15 protein-coding genes are annotated in these 17,769 nt (G+C 59.2%); 13 read left to right on the top strand and 2 right to left on the bottom strand.

The window, feature by feature from the left end; all coding sequences use genetic code 11:
- Positions 1–22: 22 nt before the first annotated feature.
- Genes EJ076_RS31120 through maiA form a run of 5 tightly spaced genes read left to right on the top strand, consistent with a single transcriptional unit; the run spans position 23 to position 4,533 of the window.
- Positions 23–1,039: a fumarylacetoacetate hydrolase family protein gene (locus tag EJ076_RS31120; protein WP_126070436.1), complete on the top strand. Its 1,017-nt coding sequence runs from the start codon at positions 23–25 to the stop codon at positions 1,037–1,039.
- 59 nt (positions 1,040–1,098) lie between these two features.
- On the top strand, positions 1,099–2,049 hold the full coding sequence (locus EJ076_RS31115) for an MBL fold metallo-hydrolase (RefSeq protein ID WP_126070435.1): 951 nt from the start codon (positions 1,099–1,101) through the stop codon (positions 2,047–2,049).
- A 32-nt stretch (positions 2,050–2,081) separates the two neighbouring features.
- Positions 2,082–3,701 carry an FAD-dependent oxidoreductase gene (locus EJ076_RS31110; RefSeq protein ID WP_126071186.1) on the top strand — a complete coding sequence of 540 codons (1,620 nt, stop codon included), beginning with the start codon at positions 2,082–2,084 and terminating at the stop codon, positions 3,699–3,701.
- Positions 3,698–3,901: a DUF2783 domain-containing protein gene (locus EJ076_RS31105; protein WP_126070434.1), complete on the top strand. Its 204-nt coding sequence runs from the start codon at positions 3,698–3,700 to the stop codon at positions 3,899–3,901. The genes EJ076_RS31110 and EJ076_RS31105 overlap by 4 nt, the downstream gene beginning before the upstream one ends.
- The gene (gene maiA / locus EJ076_RS31100; RefSeq protein WP_126070433.1) at positions 3,898–4,533 is read left to right on the top strand and encodes a maleylacetoacetate isomerase; all 636 of its coding nucleotides are present in this window, start codon (positions 3,898–3,900) and stop codon (positions 4,531–4,533) included. Before EJ076_RS31105 ends, maiA begins: the two co-directional genes overlap by 4 nt.
- Positions 4,534–4,882: 349 nt before the next feature.
- Here the strand turns inward: maiA and EJ076_RS31095 are convergent, their stop codons facing one another.
- Positions 4,883–5,155: a hypothetical protein gene (locus EJ076_RS31095; RefSeq protein ID WP_126070432.1), complete on the bottom strand. Its 273-nt coding sequence runs from the start codon at positions 5,153–5,155 to the stop codon at positions 4,883–4,885.
- On the opposite strand from EJ076_RS31095, the gene EJ076_RS31090 reads away from it, so the two are divergent.
- The 5 genes from EJ076_RS31090 (at position 5,148) to EJ076_RS31070 (ending at position 11,921) form a co-directional block, all read left to right on the top strand.
- Complete coding sequence (locus EJ076_RS31090; protein WP_126070431.1) at positions 5,148–7,595, top strand: FAD-dependent oxidoreductase; 2,448 nt, start codon at positions 5,148–5,150, stop codon at positions 7,593–7,595. The genes EJ076_RS31095 and EJ076_RS31090 overlap by 8 nt on opposite strands.
- Positions 7,592–8,653, top strand: a complete 1,062-nt coding sequence (locus EJ076_RS31085; RefSeq protein WP_126070430.1) for an NAD(P)-dependent oxidoreductase — start codon at positions 7,592–7,594, stop codon at positions 8,651–8,653. The genes EJ076_RS31090 and EJ076_RS31085 overlap by 4 nt, the downstream gene beginning before the upstream one ends.
- A 4-nt stretch (positions 8,654–8,657) precedes the next feature.
- Positions 8,658–9,944: an aminotransferase class III-fold pyridoxal phosphate-dependent enzyme gene (locus EJ076_RS31080; protein ID WP_126070429.1), complete on the top strand. Its 1,287-nt coding sequence runs from the start codon at positions 8,658–8,660 to the stop codon at positions 9,942–9,944.
- Positions 9,944–10,963, top strand: a complete 1,020-nt coding sequence (locus EJ076_RS31075; RefSeq protein WP_126070428.1) for a phosphotransferase — start codon at positions 9,944–9,946, stop codon at positions 10,961–10,963. Before EJ076_RS31080 ends, EJ076_RS31075 begins: the two co-directional genes overlap by 1 nt.
- Positions 10,964–11,141: 178 nt before the next feature.
- On the top strand, positions 11,142–11,921 hold the full coding sequence (locus tag EJ076_RS31070; RefSeq protein ID WP_126070427.1) for an IclR family transcriptional regulator: 780 nt from the start codon (positions 11,142–11,144) through the stop codon (positions 11,919–11,921).
- A 10-nt stretch (positions 11,922–11,931) separates the two neighbouring features.
- Here EJ076_RS31070 and EJ076_RS31065 read toward each other — a convergent pair whose 3' ends face one another.
- Positions 11,932–12,723 carry an SDR family oxidoreductase gene (locus EJ076_RS31065; RefSeq protein WP_126070426.1) on the bottom strand — a complete coding sequence of 264 codons (792 nt, stop codon included), beginning with the start codon at positions 12,721–12,723 and terminating at the stop codon, positions 11,932–11,934.
- A gap of 424 nt (positions 12,724–13,147) precedes the next feature.
- Here EJ076_RS31065 and EJ076_RS31060 point away from each other — a divergent pair, with 424 nt between their 5' ends.
- The 3 genes from EJ076_RS31060 to EJ076_RS31050 are packed head-to-tail and all read left to right on the top strand — an operon-like array spanning position 13,148 to position 17,744.
- Entirely contained in the window at positions 13,148–14,533 is a 1,386-nt protein-coding gene (locus EJ076_RS31060; protein ID WP_126070425.1) for an aminotransferase class III-fold pyridoxal phosphate-dependent enzyme, read from the top strand.
- Positions 14,533–16,062: an aldehyde dehydrogenase family protein gene (locus tag EJ076_RS31055; RefSeq protein WP_126070424.1), complete on the top strand. Its 1,530-nt coding sequence runs from the start codon at positions 14,533–14,535 to the stop codon at positions 16,060–16,062. Before EJ076_RS31060 ends, EJ076_RS31055 begins: the two co-directional genes overlap by 1 nt.
- Complete coding sequence (locus EJ076_RS31050) at positions 16,059–17,744, top strand: thiamine pyrophosphate-requiring protein (protein ID WP_126070423.1); 1,686 nt, start codon at positions 16,059–16,061, stop codon at positions 17,742–17,744. The genes EJ076_RS31055 and EJ076_RS31050 overlap by 4 nt, the downstream gene beginning before the upstream one ends.
- Positions 17,745–17,769 lie beyond the last annotated feature (25 nt).

Below are 17,769 nucleotides of genomic sequence, written 5' to 3'. Positions count from 1 at the left end.
TGAAGAAGGACGGTTTGGCGGAATGAAACTCGCAACGATCAAAGACACAACCAGGGACGGAAGGCTTGTCGTCGTCTCAAGGGATCTAAGCCGCTGTTGCGAGGTCGGTCATATCGCGCGCACTGTTCAGGCAGCCCTCGATGACTGGCGAAATGCTGCTCCCCGACTTCGAGAGATCGCCGAAGGCCTCGAGGCAGGTTCGCAACCCTCTACGCCGTTTTATGAAGGTGACGTCTGCTCGCCACTTCCGCGTGCTTACCAATGGGCTGACGGCTCGGCTTACGTCAATCACGTCGAGTTGGTGCGAAAGGCCCGCAACGCCGAGATGCCGGAGAGCTTCTGGAGCGATCCTCTGATGTATCAGGGTGGCTCTGACAGCTTTCTTGGCCCTCGCGATCCCATCGTCATGGCCGACGAAGCTTACGGGATCGACATGGAAGGTGAGGTGGCCGTGATTGTGGATGACGTCCCAATGGGCGTGTCCGTCGATCAGGCCGGTGAAGCCATCCGCCTTGTAATGCTGGTCAATGACGTCTCTTTGCGTGGTCTCATTCCCGCGGAGTTGGCCAAGGGCTTCGGCTTTTTCCACTCAAAACCCTCGTCCGCTTTCTCGCCAGTAGCCGTGACGCTCGATGAACTCGGGAGCGCCTGGAGGGATGGGAAACTACACCTCCCCTTGCTTGTTGCCTTGAATGGCGAACCGTTCGGCAAAGCCAACGCGGGCATCGACATGACCTTCGACTTTCCTCAACTGATCGCCCATGCCGCCAAGACCCGGCCGCTCGCCGCAGGAACGATCATCGGCTCGGGGACCGTGTCCAACAAGCTGGACGGCGGCCCCGGCAAGCCTGTGTCCGAGGGCGGCATGGGGTATTCCTGCATCGCAGAGATCCGCACTATCGAGACTATTCAGAGTGGCGCCCCGAAAACCCCCTTCATGAAGTTTGGCGACACGGTGCGTATCGAGATGAAGGACATGGCAGGACAGTCGATCTTCGGTGCGATCAAGCAGAGCGTTCAGAAACGAGTTCAAACCTGAGGCGAGGTTACCGCCTTCCTCCACCAGCTCTCTACGAGCAAAAACAAGGAATTTTGACTATGGCAAAAGCATTTGCTTCGCAGGGCGACCTTGCGGAAAAGAAGATTTCCTTCACCGAAGTCGGTAAGGACCTCTGGGCGTTTACGGCCGAGGGCGATCCGAACACCGGCGTGATTATCGGCGACGACGCCGTGATGATCGTCGATGCGCAGGCCACCCCACGGCTCGCCGGCAAGGTTGTCGAGAATATCCGCCGCGTCACCGACAAGCCGATCAAATATGTCGTGCTCTCGCACTATCATGCTGTCCGGGTTCTCGGTGCCTCCGCCTACAATGCGGAGCAGATATTCATGTCGGAAAAGGCGCGCGGCATGGTCGCCGAGCGCGGCAAGGAAGATTGGGATTCGGAGTTCCAGCGCTTCCCGCGCCTATTCCAGGGACACGAAAGCATTCCGGGCCTGACCTGGCCAACCATGACCTTCAAGGAACGCATGACGGTCTATATGGGCAAGCGCCGGGTCGACCTGATGCATCTTGGTCGCGCTCACACCGCGGGTGACATCGTAGCCTATGTCCCCGACCAGAACGTCATGTTCACCGGTGACATCATCGAATATCACTCTGCTTGCTACTGCGGCGATGGTCACTTCAGCGACTGGCCGGCAACGATCGAGGCGATCCGTGCATTTGACGTCGACGCGATCGCGCCGGGGCGCGGCGACGCGCTGACCAGCAAGGAGCTGGTGAAAAAGGCTCTCGACAACACTGTCGACTTCGTGCGCTCGACCTATCGACCGATCGCCCGCGTTGCCCAGGGCGGCGGCACGCTGAAGGAAGCGTGGGACGCCTGCCGAGCCGAGTGCGACCCGAAATTTGCCGCCTACGCGATCTACGAACACTGCCTGCCATTCAACGTCGCACGCGCCTACGACGAAGCGCTCGGCATCGACACTCCACGGATCTGGACCGCCGAACGCGACCGCCAGATGTGGGACGCCCTGCAGCGATAAATGCTGTCGAAAGGTTCGATTGGGAGGCACACATCACCAAGATCTTCGAAACACCGCTCTATCCCTACCGGCGATCGTCTGACCAGGACGCCGAGAGACCCGTGCGCCGCCCTGTCGCCATCGTCGGGGCGGGGCCTGTGGGCCTTGCTTTGGCGATCGACCTGGCCAGTCAGGGCATTGCCGTCGTTGTACTCGACGAGAATGACAAGGTGAGCTTCGGTTCGCGTGCCATCTGCTTTGCCAAGCGCTCGCTGGAAATCCTGGATAGGCTCGGCTGCGCGGCTCCGATGGTGGAGAAGGGCGTGCAGTGGAGCGTCGGCAAGGTGTATTTCGATGAACGACAGGTCTTCGAATTCAACCTGTTACCCGAAGGTGGTCACAAACAGCCGGCTTTCATCAATCTCCAACAATACTACCTCGAGCAGTATCTGGTTGACCGTGCCTGCACGCTGGAGGCGGAAGGGCGACCGATCGAACTGCGCGGCAAGAATCGCGTGACAGGCGTCAATGATACCGGAAACGGTGTCCGTGTCTCCGTCGATACGCCGGATGGCCCGTATGATCTGATCGCCGACTGGTTGATCGCCTGCGATGGCGCAGGTTCCCCCGTGCGTAAGGCACTCGGCCTCGATTTCATCGGCAGGATCTTCGAGGACAACTTCCTCATCGCCGACATCGTTATGGAAGACAGTCCTGCTTTTCCGGTTGAGCGCCGCTTCTGGTTTGATCCGCCCTTCAACCGCGGCCAGTCCGCGCTTTTGCACAAGCAGCCTGACAATGTCTGGCGGGTCGACCTGCAGCTTGGCTGGAACATCGACAAGCAAGCGGAATCGACGCCGGCAAAGGTGGTCCCGCGCTTAAAGGCGTTTCTCGGCGAGCACGCGCAGTTCGAACTCGACTGGGTCTCGATCTACACGTTCCAATGCCGGCGCATGGAAAAATTCCGCCATGGTCCGGTGATCTTTGCCGGCGATAGCGCGCATCAGGTCTCGCCCTTCGGCGCCCGCGGCGCCAATTCGGGCCTGCAAGACACTGACAATCTTGCCTGGAAGCTCAAGCTGGTGATCGACGGCAAAGCGCCTGCGAGCCTGCTGGACAGCTATGACGCCGAGCGGGTGCAGGCAGCTGATGAAAATATCCTCAATTCGTCGCGCTCGACAGACTTCATCACGCCGAAGTCCGAGACCAGCCGCCTCTTCCGCGACGCCGTGCTCGATCTTTCAGAGCACCTTCCAGCCACGCGCCCCATGGTCAACTCAGGCCGCCTTTCGGTTCCATCGACCTATGAGGGCTCTCCGCTGAACGGGCCCGATTGTGACGGTTTGCCGATGCAAACCCGGCCAGGTTCGCCGGCTGTGGATGCGCCTGTGGGCGGAGGCTGGCTACTCGACCACCTTGGTGGCGGCTTCCAGCTTCTTACCATCAATGCCGGGGCGCCTGAGATGCTGGACATCGACGGCATTCCGATCGAACGCGTCGTCGTGGCCGCGACCGGCGACGACACCGAGGCTTTTCGCGCATGTTGGCTCGGGACCGCCACGAGCGCCGTTTACCTGCTTCGTCCAGATCAGCACGTCGCTGCCCGCTGGCACGCATTCGACGAGACAGCGGTGCGGAGGGCGTTGCTGAAAGCCATCGGGAGATTGCGATGACGGCACTGACAACCATGCCCAACATAGCTCGACCCGATGATTTCTATGCGGAACTGCTCGACGCTCATGAGGGGTTGAGCAAGGCTGAAAGCGATGCTTTGAACGCCCGTCTTATCCTGCTGCTCGCCAACCATATCGGTAACCGAATGGTGCTGAGTGAAGCGCTCAAAACCGCGTTACACTGCGGCAAACCGACGTGAGCGAGATCGTTCTCTATGATTACTGGCGCTCGTCTGCGAGCTACCGTGTGCGCATCGCGCTCAACAACATCGGCCTCGCTTATCGAGCAGTCCCCGTAAACCTCCTGGACAAGACCCATAAATCGCGGGACCATCTGGCACGCAATCCGCAAGGTCTCGTACCCGTGCTCGACATCGACGGCGTGGTGCTGACCCAGTCGCTGTCGATCATCGAATATCTCTGCGAAACCCGCGAGGCCACATTGCTGCCGAAAGATCCGCCCGGCCGCCAGCGCGTTAGGGCTCTCTCCCACGCGATCGCCATGGATATTCATCCTGTGTGTAACATGGGCGTCTGCGCCCATGTCATGGAACTCACTGGAGGCGGCGACGCAGTCCGCACTGCTTGGATGCGTAAGTTTATCGGGGAGGGGCTTCGCGCGTTTGAAACCCTGCTCACGCATCCGTCAACTGGCAGATTCTGTCATGGAGACAGCCCGACTATGGCAGATTTCTGCCTTGTGCCGCAGGTCTACAATGCTGAGCGATGGGGTGTCGATCTCAAGGACATGCCCCGCATTCGGGCCATCGATTCCACTTGTGCGGAACTGCCAGCCTTTCGCGCGGCCCATCCGGAAGCGGTAAAGACATGATTGCGAAAGTGCGCCCCGTGCACCTAGGGCGACCACTTGAACGCCAGCTCACGACATAAAAAGCAGCCCGATAGCCTTCCCATGAAGGCCGGTGCCGCGTCGGTCGCGGGCGCGCTGTCACAGGGCCAGAACTGAGCCTCACCAAAAACTTCTCCGGACCGGTGCGTCCGATTTGGCCTGCTTCGCCGGTTTCGGCGTCGGCAATCCTGCGCTTTGCAATTCTTCGCGTAAACACCGAACCGACATCGCATTGCTGGTCTGACTTCGCTTGCGCCGAGTTCTATCGGACGTCACCGCCGGCCGCAGGCTGACGAGCCTGATAACCGAGGCCGTGCAGAGGCGCTCTGGGTCAACGGCTTTGCACGACGGTCCAGCCTTCAATCGACTCCTTCACTGCTGGACGGGCATTGACACTCGCGTTTGCGCCGGAAATAGTAATGAAACGGCGTTGCGATATAATCAACGATTCACGATCGTATCGAACAAGCGTCGCGTATGGACCGATAGGCGGCAAGACAAACGCGGAGGGCTGATGCCTGAAGGCGATCACTTTTCCATCTTGTTCGAGCTTATCCAGATCGGCTTGGAAGCCGCTTTTTGAGGGGAGAAAGTCAGTGTCCAAGCAAATTCCCGCACGCGCCGATGTCGTAATTGTCGGGGGTGGAATCGTCGGAACCTCGATTGCCTACCATCTGCCGAAGTTCGGAAAACGTGACGTCGTCTTGCTGGAGCGCAAGAAACTGACATCCGGAACGACGTGGCACGCGGCCGGCATTGTCGGTCGACTGAGGCCGTCGCGATCAATGGCTGATTTAGCGAAATATTCGATAGATCTTCTGCGCCGCCTCGAAGAAGAAACCGGGCAGTCCACAGGATTCAAGCAGAATGGCGGCTTTATGATCGCCCTCGACGAAAATCGGCTGGAACTCCTGAGGCGCTCCTCTTCCTATGCCCAATATATTGGCGTTCTGGCCCCCATGGTGACGCCAGAAGAACTTCAAGAGGCGTGGCCGCTTCTGAACATTGATGGCATCCTAGGGGCGCTTCATATTCCCGAAAATGGTCAGGTCAATCCTGTGGACTATACCATGGCCCTGGCCAAGGGCGCTCGCCAAGGTGGCGTCAGCATCTTCGAGGATACAAATGTCACTAGACTCCTCAAACGCGGCGATAGGATCGTCGGCGTCGAGACTGAAGACGGGCAGATCGAGGCGAACACGGTTGTTCTGGCCTGCGGCATGTGGACTAGGGAACTGGCGCGCAAGGTCGGCGTGGCTGTGCCGCTTCACGCGGCCGAACACTTCTATATGGTTACGGAACCGATCGCCCAGCTCGACTCAAAAACGCCCATTCTGGTGATTTCGGAAGAACGATCTTACTACAAGGAGGACGCAGGCAAGTTGCTTGTCGGAATTTTCGAGGAGCGTGGCAAGGCATGGGCCACGCACGGCATTCCGGAGGAATTCGAGTTCGATAGTCTGCCGGGGAACTACGAGCACTACGAAAACGAACTTGCCATGGCAACAAAGCGCGTGCCGCGTCTAGAAAGCGCTGGTGTGCAGACCCTTTTCGTCGGGCCGGAGAGTTTTACCGCAGACGGCCGCTATCTCATAGGGCCGGCCCCCGAGGTCAGCGGATTATTTGTATCAGCTGGCTTCAATTCCAGCGGCATTATGTCATCAGGCGGCATGGGCAAAGTCGTGGCGGAATGGGTTGCCTCAGGCAACAGCCCGGTCGATATGCATGCGTTCGCCCTTACCCGCACAATGCCATTCCAAGCCAATCGCCACTTTATGGCCGAACGAGTGACCGAGTCGATTGGCATCTGGTCAAACATGCCTTGGCCCGGCAAGCAAATGAAGAGCGCTCGCGATGTGCGTCGGATGCCATTGCACCATGAACTGAAAGCGGCTGGTGCGCACTTTGGTGAGCGCGTCGGCTGGGAAATTCCGCTTTGGTACGCACCCAAGGATTCCAGCGAGTTCCGATACAGATTGGGGCGGCAGGATTGGTATCCGTTTGCGCGCGAAGAAAGCCTGGCTGTCCGCGACAATGTCGCGCTGATTGACCAATCGGCCTATGCCAAATTCGTCATCTCCGGTCCGGATGCACTCCGCGATCTCAACAGGCTCTGCGCAAACGAAATCGACGCACCGGTCGGAAAAGTGGTTTACACAGCTTGGTTGAACGAGAAGGGTGGGTTCGAGGCGGATCTCACGGTCACAAGATTGGCCGAGGATCGCTTCCTGGTCATTTCTGGTTTCGCCGATCAGAGGATCGATCTCGCGTGGTTGGATGCTAAATTGCCGAAAGGCGCGGCGACTGTCGTTCAGGATGTCACAAGTTCTTTTGGTCTCTTGGCTATAATGGGCCCCAAGAGCCGGCAGTTGCTACAGAGTCTGAGCGATTCTGACCTTTCGAACGATGCCCTCAATTTTGGGTATTCCGACGAAATCAACCTGGGACATGTAACAGTTCGCGCTTCTCGCGTGACCTTTGTAGGTGAACTCGGGTATGAAATCCTGGTGCCTACCGAGATGTGTGGCTATCTCCACGACCTGATCGTTGGAGCAGGTGCCGGCTTCGGATTGCGCTATGCTGGACTCTATGCGGTAGCGGCGTGTCGCCTGGAGCGCGGATATCGCCTGATGGGCTTGGACATCACTGCCGACGAAACACCGGTTGAGGCCGGTCTCGGCTTCGCGGTGGGCTGGCACAAGGTGGGCGACTTTATCGGCCGGGAAAGGGTCGAGGCGCAGCGGGGGCGCCCCCCAGAATCTCGGCTCGTTCAGTTCGCCTTGGAAGGCGACGACGCACCGATCCTGATCGGCAACGAGATCATCTGGCGCAACGGCGATCGGGTGGGCACCATCACCTCTGGTGGCTGGGGCTTTCGCATCGACCGATCGCTCGGCATGGGTTACGTATTCGCCCCCGGCGGTGCTTCTGCTGATTGGCTGAAACAGGGAAGCTTCGAGATCGAGGTGGCAGGTGCGAAATTTCCTGCCGTGGCTCAATTGGCTCCATTCTACGATCCGACTGGCGAACGGACACGTATGTGAACCCCCAGATGCCACGTTCGAGTAAGATAGAACCGTCGCGATTTGTGGTCGCAGTGCCGGAGAGCGCGATTCTGCGCGATGCACTCGATCATGCTCGAGCGATGGTGAAATCCGCCGGCCACGAAGTGGTTTCACCACGATTGCCACCGGAAGAGTGGGGAGACCTCACCACCCGCATCGACATTCTGGTGCTGACGCCGCGGGGTCGTTTCCCGGTCGCCTTGATGAAGAAGGCAGGGAGGTTAAGAAGCATTGTTTTTCCGACGATCGGCGTCGATCCACTCGACGTCAAGACGGCAACGCTCGCCGGCATAGCGGTCGGCCATGGAGCACCGGCTGAGAGTGTCTACAGCATGGCGGAAGCAACGGTGATGCTCATTGCGAGCTTGATGCACCGTGTTGCAGAAAAGCAAACGGTGTTGATGAATGGAAGTTGGCGCGAGCCGTTGGTGCTTGGCCGTATGCTACGAGGAAAGACAGTAGGGCTGGTCGGATTTGGCCGCATCGGTCGAGCGGTGGCTGAGCTTTTGGCGCCGTGGCAGGTGAGAATCCTTGTCGCCGACCCCGCAGTGACGGATGCAGACCTGGACGCGACCGCAGTGCCTCTAACAAATCTCCTTCGTGAGAGCGATGTCGTATCGCTCCACATGACGTTGACCGGTGCCAGTCGTAGCTTGATTGGGAGAGATGAACTTGCTCTGATGAAACCAGGCGCCGTGATCGTCAACACGTCACGAGGCGCGTTGATCGACGAAGATGCGCTGGCAGACGCGCTACAGGCAGGTCGCCTCGGCGGGGCGGCAGTTGACGTCTTCGCAATCGAACCCCTGCCAGCCGAAAGCCGGCTGCGTCATTGTGCCAACGCAATCCTCACGCCGCATAATGCGGGTCACACCGTTGAACTGATGCGCGCACTTACGGAGTCCTTGATCGACAATCTGCACGACTTGCTGGCCGGTAACCCTCCGCGCCATTTGTACAATCAAGAAGTCGCTGCCAATTGGCAAGGGCGCTTCGGCTCGGCAGCGCCCAAACTGCATACGACCGTTGACAGATAAGAACATGGCCCAGCAATCCGATCTGGTGGCGCGACGCGCCAAACTTTTGGGGGCCAAGTCTCAGCTCTTTTACGCCAATCCGATCCACCTCGTGCGTGGGGAGGGTGTTTGGCTTTTCGACTCGGACGGCAGGCGCTATCTTGACGCTTATAACAATGTGGCCCATGTCGGCCATTGTCATCCGCATGTCGTAGAGGCGATGCATCGACAGGCGTCGCTGCTCAACACCCACACTCGCTATCTGCACACGACCATTCTCGACTATGTCGAACGTTTGACAGCGACGTTCGCTCCGCCGATTTCGACAGCGGTTCTTGTGTGTACCGGCAGCGAGGCGAATGATATCGCGCTACGAATGGCGCAAGCTATTACCGGGCGCCTGGGCGTTATCGCTACGGACGCGACGTATCATGGAAACACCGCCGCGGTCTCACAGCTAAGCACGCGCATGCCGCCGATCGGCGGCCATGCTCAACATATTCGGCTCGTACCGGCACCGGATAGCCTTAGGCCAGGGGATGGGCAGGAAGGTGAGCGGTTCGCTGCCGACGTCCGCGAAGCTATCGGGTCGCTGCAGGCCGCTGGAATAGGCATGTCGGCCTTGATCGTGTGTCCGATGCTGGCCAATGAGGGATTTCCAAGTTTGGTCAACGGCTTCTTCGATGGCGCCATCGAAGCCGTGCGCTTGGCTGGTGGACTGGTGATCGCCGACGAGGTGCAACCTGGATTTGGTCGCACAGGCACGCATTTCTGGGGCCACCAGCGCGTCGGCTTCCTGCCCGATATCGTAACCATGGGCAAGCCGATGGGTAATGGCCACCCCGTTGCCGGCGTCGCGACATCAGAAGCGATTTTGGCATCGTTTCGCGAGGCCTTCCGCTACTTCAACACTTTCGGCGGCAATCCAGTGTCGTGTGCGGCAGCCAACGCGGTGCTGGACGTGCTAGAGGGCGAGAACCTCATCGACAACGCACAGCGAGTAGGTGAAGCGTCGCTGGCACTGATGCGCCCCTTGACCGAGAGTCATAAGTGCGTCGGTGATATCCGAGGTACGGGGCTGTTTTTCGGGCTGGAACTGGTCCGTAACCGCGCTATCCGCGACCCAGCGCCTGACTTGGCGACCGCCGTCGTCGATGAAATGCGCGAACGTGGCGTTCTGATAGGCAAGACCGGCATTCACGGCAACGTTCTAAAAATAAGACCACCAATGCCTTTTGGCATTGAGAATGCGACATTCCTCGTTGGTATCCTTGATGAGGTTCTTGCCGACCTTGCCTGCGAGGCGCTCTGATGACCGGGCATCAGAACAACGCCGATGAAGCCGTCGCGATGAAGAATCTGGCTCGTCAGGCGCTGATAGCCTGGGGGGTCGAAGACAGCGATCCAGTATTGCTCAAATACCGGGAGAACGTCGTTTTTCGTGTCGTCATGCCAAGTGGCCTGCCTGCGGCATTGCGTATCCACCGGTTTGGCTACCATTCCGACGCCGCGTTGCGATCGGAGTTGCAGTGGATGAACTACCTGCAAGCCAGTGGCATCCCGACGCCCCGGCCGATTGCAGCTTTGTCGGGTGAGTTGTTCGTGCATGCTCGGACGGAGGCTTCCTCTCAGTCGCGGCAAGTTGACTGCATGTCCTGGGTGGAGGGGCGGCCGCTTGGCCAGAGTGGCGTCCCGCTAAACATGTCAGGTGACGAAGCGAAGCGTTCTTTCTCAGCCTTGGGACGCACGATCGCGCGGATGCACAATCTGACTGAGGCGTGGCCTCTTCCCTGTGATTTTGAAAGGCACGCATGGGACTTCGGAGCTTTCTTCTCCGAAAATCTATTGTGGGGGCCTTTTACCAACTCGCCTCTGCTCGATCATGCCTTGCGTGACCTCGTATCGAAATCTCGGGAAAAGGCGATGGGTGCTTTAGTGGGTTTCGAGAAAAGCGCCAGGACTTTCGGATTGATACATGCAGACCTTGTGCGCGAAAATATTTTGATGAGCGAGGACCACTCGGCCCAAGTCATCGATTTCGATGATTGCGGCTTCGGATGGCGTATGTACGACGTTGCGGTGAGCCTCTATCAGAATCGAGAGGATCCGCTCTTTGACGTCATCGAATGCGCATTGCTGGAGGGGTATGCCTCCGAAAGGACGTTGACAGCGCGTGACATCAAGGCACTGCCATTGTTCACCGCCTTACGCGCTTTTGCAATGATAGGGTGGATGCAAAGTCGAGCCGACAGCGATGCGGCGCGTGAGACCGGAGCCAGAATGTCAAAGAAAGCGGCCGAAACGGCAACTTGGTATTTGGATCATGAATAGAAACGACAGGTTGGTTCGCATCGCGGTCATATTGGTTTGTGCGGCTCCGTCCGCACCGTGCCTTTTTCAAAGCCTGCTCTTTCCAACCGCGCGCTCCTGGTCCCATCGCACCATTGCAGCTACTTGACCGAGAGGTTGCGAGGGGACTAGTCACGAGGAGCATTTAAGTCAGGGCGCTATGAAAACGGCAAAGCTTACGATCCGATTGCTTCGAGAATTTAGTGTTCAGCATCCCGAACTCGGGGTCAGCGAACTCGCCCGCCGGCTGGTGCTCGACAAGGCAACAATACATCGACTCCTGCGATCGCTGTGCGAAGAAGGCATTATTGAGCAGAATTTGGCGACCAAGAGGTACCGCCTAGGGTTGGCGATTTTGGATTTGGCGGCTTCGCGTCTTCAGGCGCTTGGCTTTGTTGAGCTCGCCGCAGGCGAGATGCGCAGCCTTCGCGAAGAGGTTGGTGAAAGCGTTGGCCTACATGTACGAGATGGCCGCGATATGGTTTGCGTACACTATAACGAAGCGTCACACCCGCTGACTGTTCGTTTCACTTTGGGTGAGCGATCACCGGTCCACGTCACGGCTACAGGGCTCATCAGTCTCGCGGAGATGTCGGCGCAAGATTCGGCGAGCGTGGTCGAGGAGGCAGCCCGCGCATATCCGGCATTTCCCGCGCCAGACATCAACGATTTTTCGGAGAAGCTGGCCAAGGTACGGCAAGAGCAGCTGTCAGTTGCCGACCAAAGTTACCAGAAAGGCGTGCGGGGAATTGCGGTTCCTATTCGCGATGGGGATGGTTCGCTGGTTGCCACGCTTAGCATAGTTGCACCGGCCAGCCGGCTCTCGACAGTGGAACTGCTCAAGCACCGATCAGTGTTAACTGAAACGGCCCGGAGAATTGGTCGCAAAATTCCAGTCGGAATGGAGGTGTTGGCGGCGAACGCGGTGCAGACGTCCTAGTCAAGGCTTTCTAGACAGCGCTTCTACCGCCTTCGCAAGGTAAAATAGCGCCCGTCGTCCAGCGCGATTCATCCGACAACAGGAATAGCGCTGCGCGAGCCATGTCCTGAGGGTGCGCTACATAATTCATCGGGAATGCCTCTGCGAGTTGCTCGCGGTCCTCTTCAGATGGCTTCCAAGCATCGAACATTTCCGACCGCGTCGGGCCAGGTGCGATGGCGTTGACGCGAATTCCATCACGGGCATAGTCAAGCGCGGCGCAACGCGTTAGCGCGGTCAAGCCCCACTTGCTGGTAGCGTAGATGCTGTTGCCGGCGGCGCTGATCATGCCAGCAATGGACGAGGCATTGACGATCGACCCACCTCCCGATTGAAGCATAGTTGCGGCCTCGTGTTTCAAGCAAAGGAATACGCCACGCAGGTTGGTTTGCATGACCCGATCGAATTCCTCCACTTGTGCCATGTGAATTGGCAGCCGCGCGCCGCTCACTCCTGCACAGTTGAAAGCGCCATCCAGACGACCGAAATGTTCTGATGCGAAGCGTACGGCGTTCTCCACGGACACTTCATTACATACGTCACAGGCGACCGCGGCAGCCTGCAACCCCTCGGCACGCAATTTGGACATAGCGTCTTCAACACGTTCGGTACGTCGGGCCGCTGCTACGACTTTGGCGCCTTCCCGAGCGAAGAGCTCAGCCGCTGCTGCGCCAATGCCGCTCGAAGCGCCCGTTATGAAAATGACCTTGTCTTGCAGTCGCGTGTAGCAAGTCTCAAGTGGCGGTGGATTGAGATATCCCAAAGAGTTCCTCCGATTTTAGTTCTGTCGCTCGAACCACCCGAACCAGCTTTGCTGGTGCGGCACTCCTGGCGTTGATTTCGCGAGAGAATGCTCGCGGCCGCCGATGCGTTGGCGCACTACGCCGGTGATGGTGTGAACTCCTGTTGATACAGCGTTGACTTATTATCAATGACGTCTCGCGCGCAGAATGTAAATCATGCAATTGTTTAGGGAAAACTTCAGGCGTTCAGCCGGCACGAACGCCGTTCGCATGACGGTTTGGGATTTCGCCAGATAACAGCGCAGCCCCTAAGCCGAGCCCGTGGCAACGCGCCCGACAAAGTGGGCTCGATCCCCCGCCAGCTTTGTTGACACGAACTGCTTTTGACCATAGCGTATCGATATCGACACCGGTGTTGATTTATTTGAAACGAGACAGAATGCGATGAGCCCGGATTTCAAAAACTATGCTGCCTTCATCAAGGCCAACAACGCGCGGCACATTCTGCATCCGATGATTTCGCCTCAGGAGACGGCCAGGTCGGCGCCGTTAATCATCAGCAAGGGCAAGGGCGTGTTCGTCGAGGACATCGACGGACGGTCCTATCTCGATGCGGTCGGCGGTCTCTGGAACGTCAACATCGGCCATGGGCGTGAGGAAGTGAAACACGCAATCGTCGAGCAACTCGACCGCATCGCCTACTACACAACCTTCGGCAAGACCTCGAACCCGCCGCAGATCGAACTGTCGACGCGTCTGAGTGAAATGCTCGCGGCCGAGCAAATGGCCAAGGTGTTATTTTCATCCGGCGGCTCGGACGCAGTCGAGACCGCGCTCAAGCTCGCGCGCCAATATCATAAGCTGACCGGGCAGCCGGAACGCACGAAGTTCTTCTCGTTGAAATACGGCTATCACGGCGTCCATTTCGGCGGATTGTCGGCCGGCGGCAATCCGCCGTTCCGGCAGGCTTTCGAGCCGCTGATGCCTGGTTTCTTTCAGGTCGACAGTCCATTCCTGTACCGCAACCAGTGGACGACCGACCCGCAGGAACTGGGACGGATCTGTGCAGAGCAGTTGGAGCGTGAAATCGTCTATCAGGGCGCCCATACCGTGGCGGCCGTGATCGCCGAACCGATCCAAGGTGCCGGGGGCGTAATTGTCCCCCCAGAGAACTACTGGCCGTTGCTGCGCGATATCTGCGATCGTCATGGTGTGCTTTTGATCGCCGACGAGATCGTCACCGGCTTCGGTCGCACTGGCGAGATGTTCGGATGTCGGCTCTGGGGCGTAAAGCCCGACATCATGTGTTTCGCCAAGGGCATCACGGCAGGCTACATTCCCCTGGGCGCAACAATGGTCAGCGCCAAAGTCGCGGCGGCGTGGGATAACCCGGCCAATCCCGCACCGATCATGCATGGCTATACCTATTCTGGCCACGCGCTGGCCTGTGCGACGGCGACCGCGGTGCTGGACATCGTGGTGCGTGAAAAGCTTTCTGAAAACGCAGCCGCGCGGGGAGTTGAGCTCATGGACGGGCTCAAGGCCGTTGCAGAGCAGTCGACGATCATCGGTGATGTGCGCGGCCGCGGGTTGATGGTGGGCGTGGAACTGGCGCGCGACAAGGATACCAAGAAGTCTTTCGGGCCTGCTGATCCAGAGATGAGGGTTTTTGCCGAGACCTGCCTCACCAAGGGCGTCATCGTTCGGGTCATGGCCAGCAAGGTTATCCTGTCGCCGCCACTGACGATCAACGCCGAGCAGGTCACGACTATCGTCGAGACGATCGGTCAGGCAGTTGCCGCCGTAGAGCGGGTCCAGAAAGCCGCTTGATGAACACGAACCCCGATTTTCAACAACGCATCAATGCGGAAGCCGCCAAGTCCCTTTCGCCGGCCATGTCATTCGTGGACGGAAAGTCCTGTGAGGCCATTAGCGGCCAGCGCATGGACAGCATTTCGCCAATCGACGGACTGAGACTTACCGATTTTCCCGAAGGCGACGCGGCCGATATCGATGTCGCGGTTGAGTCGGCGCGGCGGGCCTTCGCGGGCCGGCGCTGGGTCGGGCTCGGTCGGCGCGAACGCAAGAAAATCCTCCTGGGGTTCGCCGATCTGATCGCCCAGCATCAATTCGAACTGGGTGTTCTGCAATCCAGAGACATGGGCATGCCGGTCGGGATGGCCATCCATATGGATGCCGGCGAAGCTGCCGGCACCATCCGCTGGTATGCCGAGGCGCTCGACAAGCTCAGCGATGAGATGCTGCCGATCTCGGATCGCGAGACCGGGCTCGTCGCCAAGATCGCGCTCGGAGTCGTCGGCGTCATCGTTCCATGGAACTTCCCGTTGATGATCGCAGCCTGGAAGTTGGGTCCGGCGCTGGCCAGTGGCAATTCCGTAGTCCTGAAACCAGCCGAAGACGCCTCGCTGGCGATCATCCGGCTCGCCGAACTTGCCAGTGAAGCAGGGGTACCGGACGGCGTTTTCAATGTAGTGACCGGGCGCGGCGACAAAGCAGGTCGCGCGCTTGCACTCCATCCCGACGTCGACGCGATCGCTTTCACCGGGTCGGGCCGGGTGGGCGGACGGATTCTACGCTACGCAGGCGAAAGCAATCTCAAGCGGGTCAGTCTCGAATGTGGCGGCAAGACCGCCAACATCGTGCTGGCCGACGCACCGGATCTGGAAGAGGCCGCCCAGACCGCCGCTCGCGCTATCTTTCGCAACCAGGGACAAATCTGCAATGCACCGTCCCGCCTCCTGGTTGATGCCGCCATTCACGATGACTTCGTCAAGCGCATCACGGAAATCGCCGCAACGCTGAAGACCGGATCCCCGCTTCATCTAGGCAATGATCTCGGCCCGGTGGTCAACGCTCGGCAGCTCGATGGCATTACCCGGGCAATCGCTGTTGCCGAGGGACAGGAGGGCGTGAGCCTGATGCTTGATGGACGCAAGGCGCAACGGCCTTCCGAGGGCTGCTTTATTGGACCGACGATTGCCGTCGGTGTCGAACCCGCCTCGAAGCTGGCGCAGGAGGAAGTGTTCGGGCCGGTGCTCGCCGTAATGTCTTTCACGTCGCTCGATGAAGCCATCGCGATCGCCAATGGCACACGCTACGGCCTTGGTGCCGCTGTCTGGACACGTGACATAGACAAGGCACTCCACGCCAGCGAGCGCCTGCATGCCGGCAGCGTCTTCGTCAACGCCGCCGGAGGCGTGAACATCGAAATGCCGTTCGGTGGCTTCAAGGAGTCCGGCTTCGGTCGCGATCGCTCGCTGCACGCCTTCGACAAGTTCACGGATATCAAGGCGACGCTCATTCGCCGTTCTGCCCGCGCTGTCGGAGCCGTCGTATGATCGTCGCCACGCAACCGGTGAAAGCGACGACTGCAGCCACGGCCTTTCTCGAAGCATTGAAGCGGCGTGGAGTCGACTACCTGTTCGGCAATGCAGGAACGGATTTTGCCGCGATCATCGAGGCCTATGCGACGCATCCCCAGCCATCCGCCCTTCCTCGACCGATCACCGTGCCGCACGAAAATCTTGCGGTGGCCATGGCGCACGGCGCCTATCTTGCCACTGGCAATCCGCAAGCGGTCATGGTGCACGTCAATGTCGGGACGGCTAACGCAATCTGCGGGCTCATCAACGCCTCTCGCGAACAGGTGCCGCTCATCCTTTGTGCCGGCCGCAACCCGATCACCGAAACGGGTTCCCTGGCATCGCGCAACGCTTTCATCCACTGGGCTCAGGAGATGTTCGACCAGGGCGCCATGGTTCGCGAGGTCGTCAAATGGGACTATGAGCTACGTCGGGCAGATCAAACCGACCTTGTCGTCGACCGGGCGATAAGCATTGCCACGGCCCATCCACGTGGTCCGGTCTATCTCACCTTGCCGCGCGAGACCTTTGGCGAACCCGTGTCTGTTGAACCGGCACGGACTTCACCACAGGTGGCGCCGCCCGCTCCTGACGAGAACGCCATCAACATTGCTGCAAAATGGCTGGCTGAAGCGAGGCGTCCACTCATCGTGACCGGCGCGCTTGGTCGTGAGGCGCGCGAACGCCAAGCATTGGCGGCCTTTGCCGGAGCCCACTCGATTGCGGTGGCGGCGCACCGCCCGCGCTTCATGCCGCTTGATATTGATAATGCAAGCTTCGTTGGTTTCGAACCCGGGCCCTTGGTTGAGGAAGCCGACCTGATCATCGTTGCGTCCTGCGACGTGCCGTGGATTCCCCTGCATCACAGTCCTGGTGCCAGGACGCGCGTGATCCACCTGGCCTTCGATCCGAACTTCTCGCGGTATCCCGTGCGTGGATTTCAGGCCGACCTGGCGATCGATGGCGATGTCGCCACAGCCATGCGTTTGATCCAGGCCGCAAGCCACGCCGAGGCAGATGTGGTCGAGGAAAGGATTGCCTGGCTCGATACCAAGCGGACTGCGTTCAGGACCCTGAGAGAACGAGCCGTAGCCGACGTCGAACTGCCAAGCTATGCTCAAGTGGCACGTTGCCTGGCCGACGTGTCGGGGGAAGGCGACACCATTCTCGCCGAGACGGCATTCCCGACTGAGCTTCTCGCACTCGATGGCGGTGGGGGCTATTTTGGCGCGCCAAGCTCCGGCGGTCTTGGCTGGGCACTCGGCGCGGCTCTCGGAATAAAACTGACCGCGCCGGAAAGACGCGTCATCAGCCTGGTTGGCGACGGCGCCTACATGTTTGGCAACCCGACCCCTGCCCATTTCGTTTCCCGGGCAAATCAATTGCCGACGCTGACCATCATAATGAACAACAGCATGTGGGCAGCAGTTCGGCGCGCCACGCTGTCCGTCTACCCGGACAGCGAAACCAGATTGAACAGAAATGCGGTCTTCACGTATCTCGAGCCAAGTCCCGAATATGAAAAGATCGTCGAAGCATCCGGCGGCTACGGCGAGCGGGTCGAGCAGGCGAAAGACCTGCCGGCAGCGCTTCGCCGTGCCCTGCATGCCGTAGAGCAGGAGGGACGTCAGGCCGTCCTCAACGTGTTGGTTGCCTGAACATAAAACCGGGGAATACTCAACA

Source organism: Mesorhizobium sp. M7D.F.Ca.US.005.01.1.1, assembly GCF_003952545.1.
Taxonomy (GTDB): Bacteria; Pseudomonadota; Alphaproteobacteria; order Rhizobiales; family Rhizobiaceae; genus Mesorhizobium; species Mesorhizobium loti.
The sequence above is the reverse complement of the archived record's forward strand: the minus strand, read 5'-3'. Positions and strand labels throughout refer to the sequence as shown.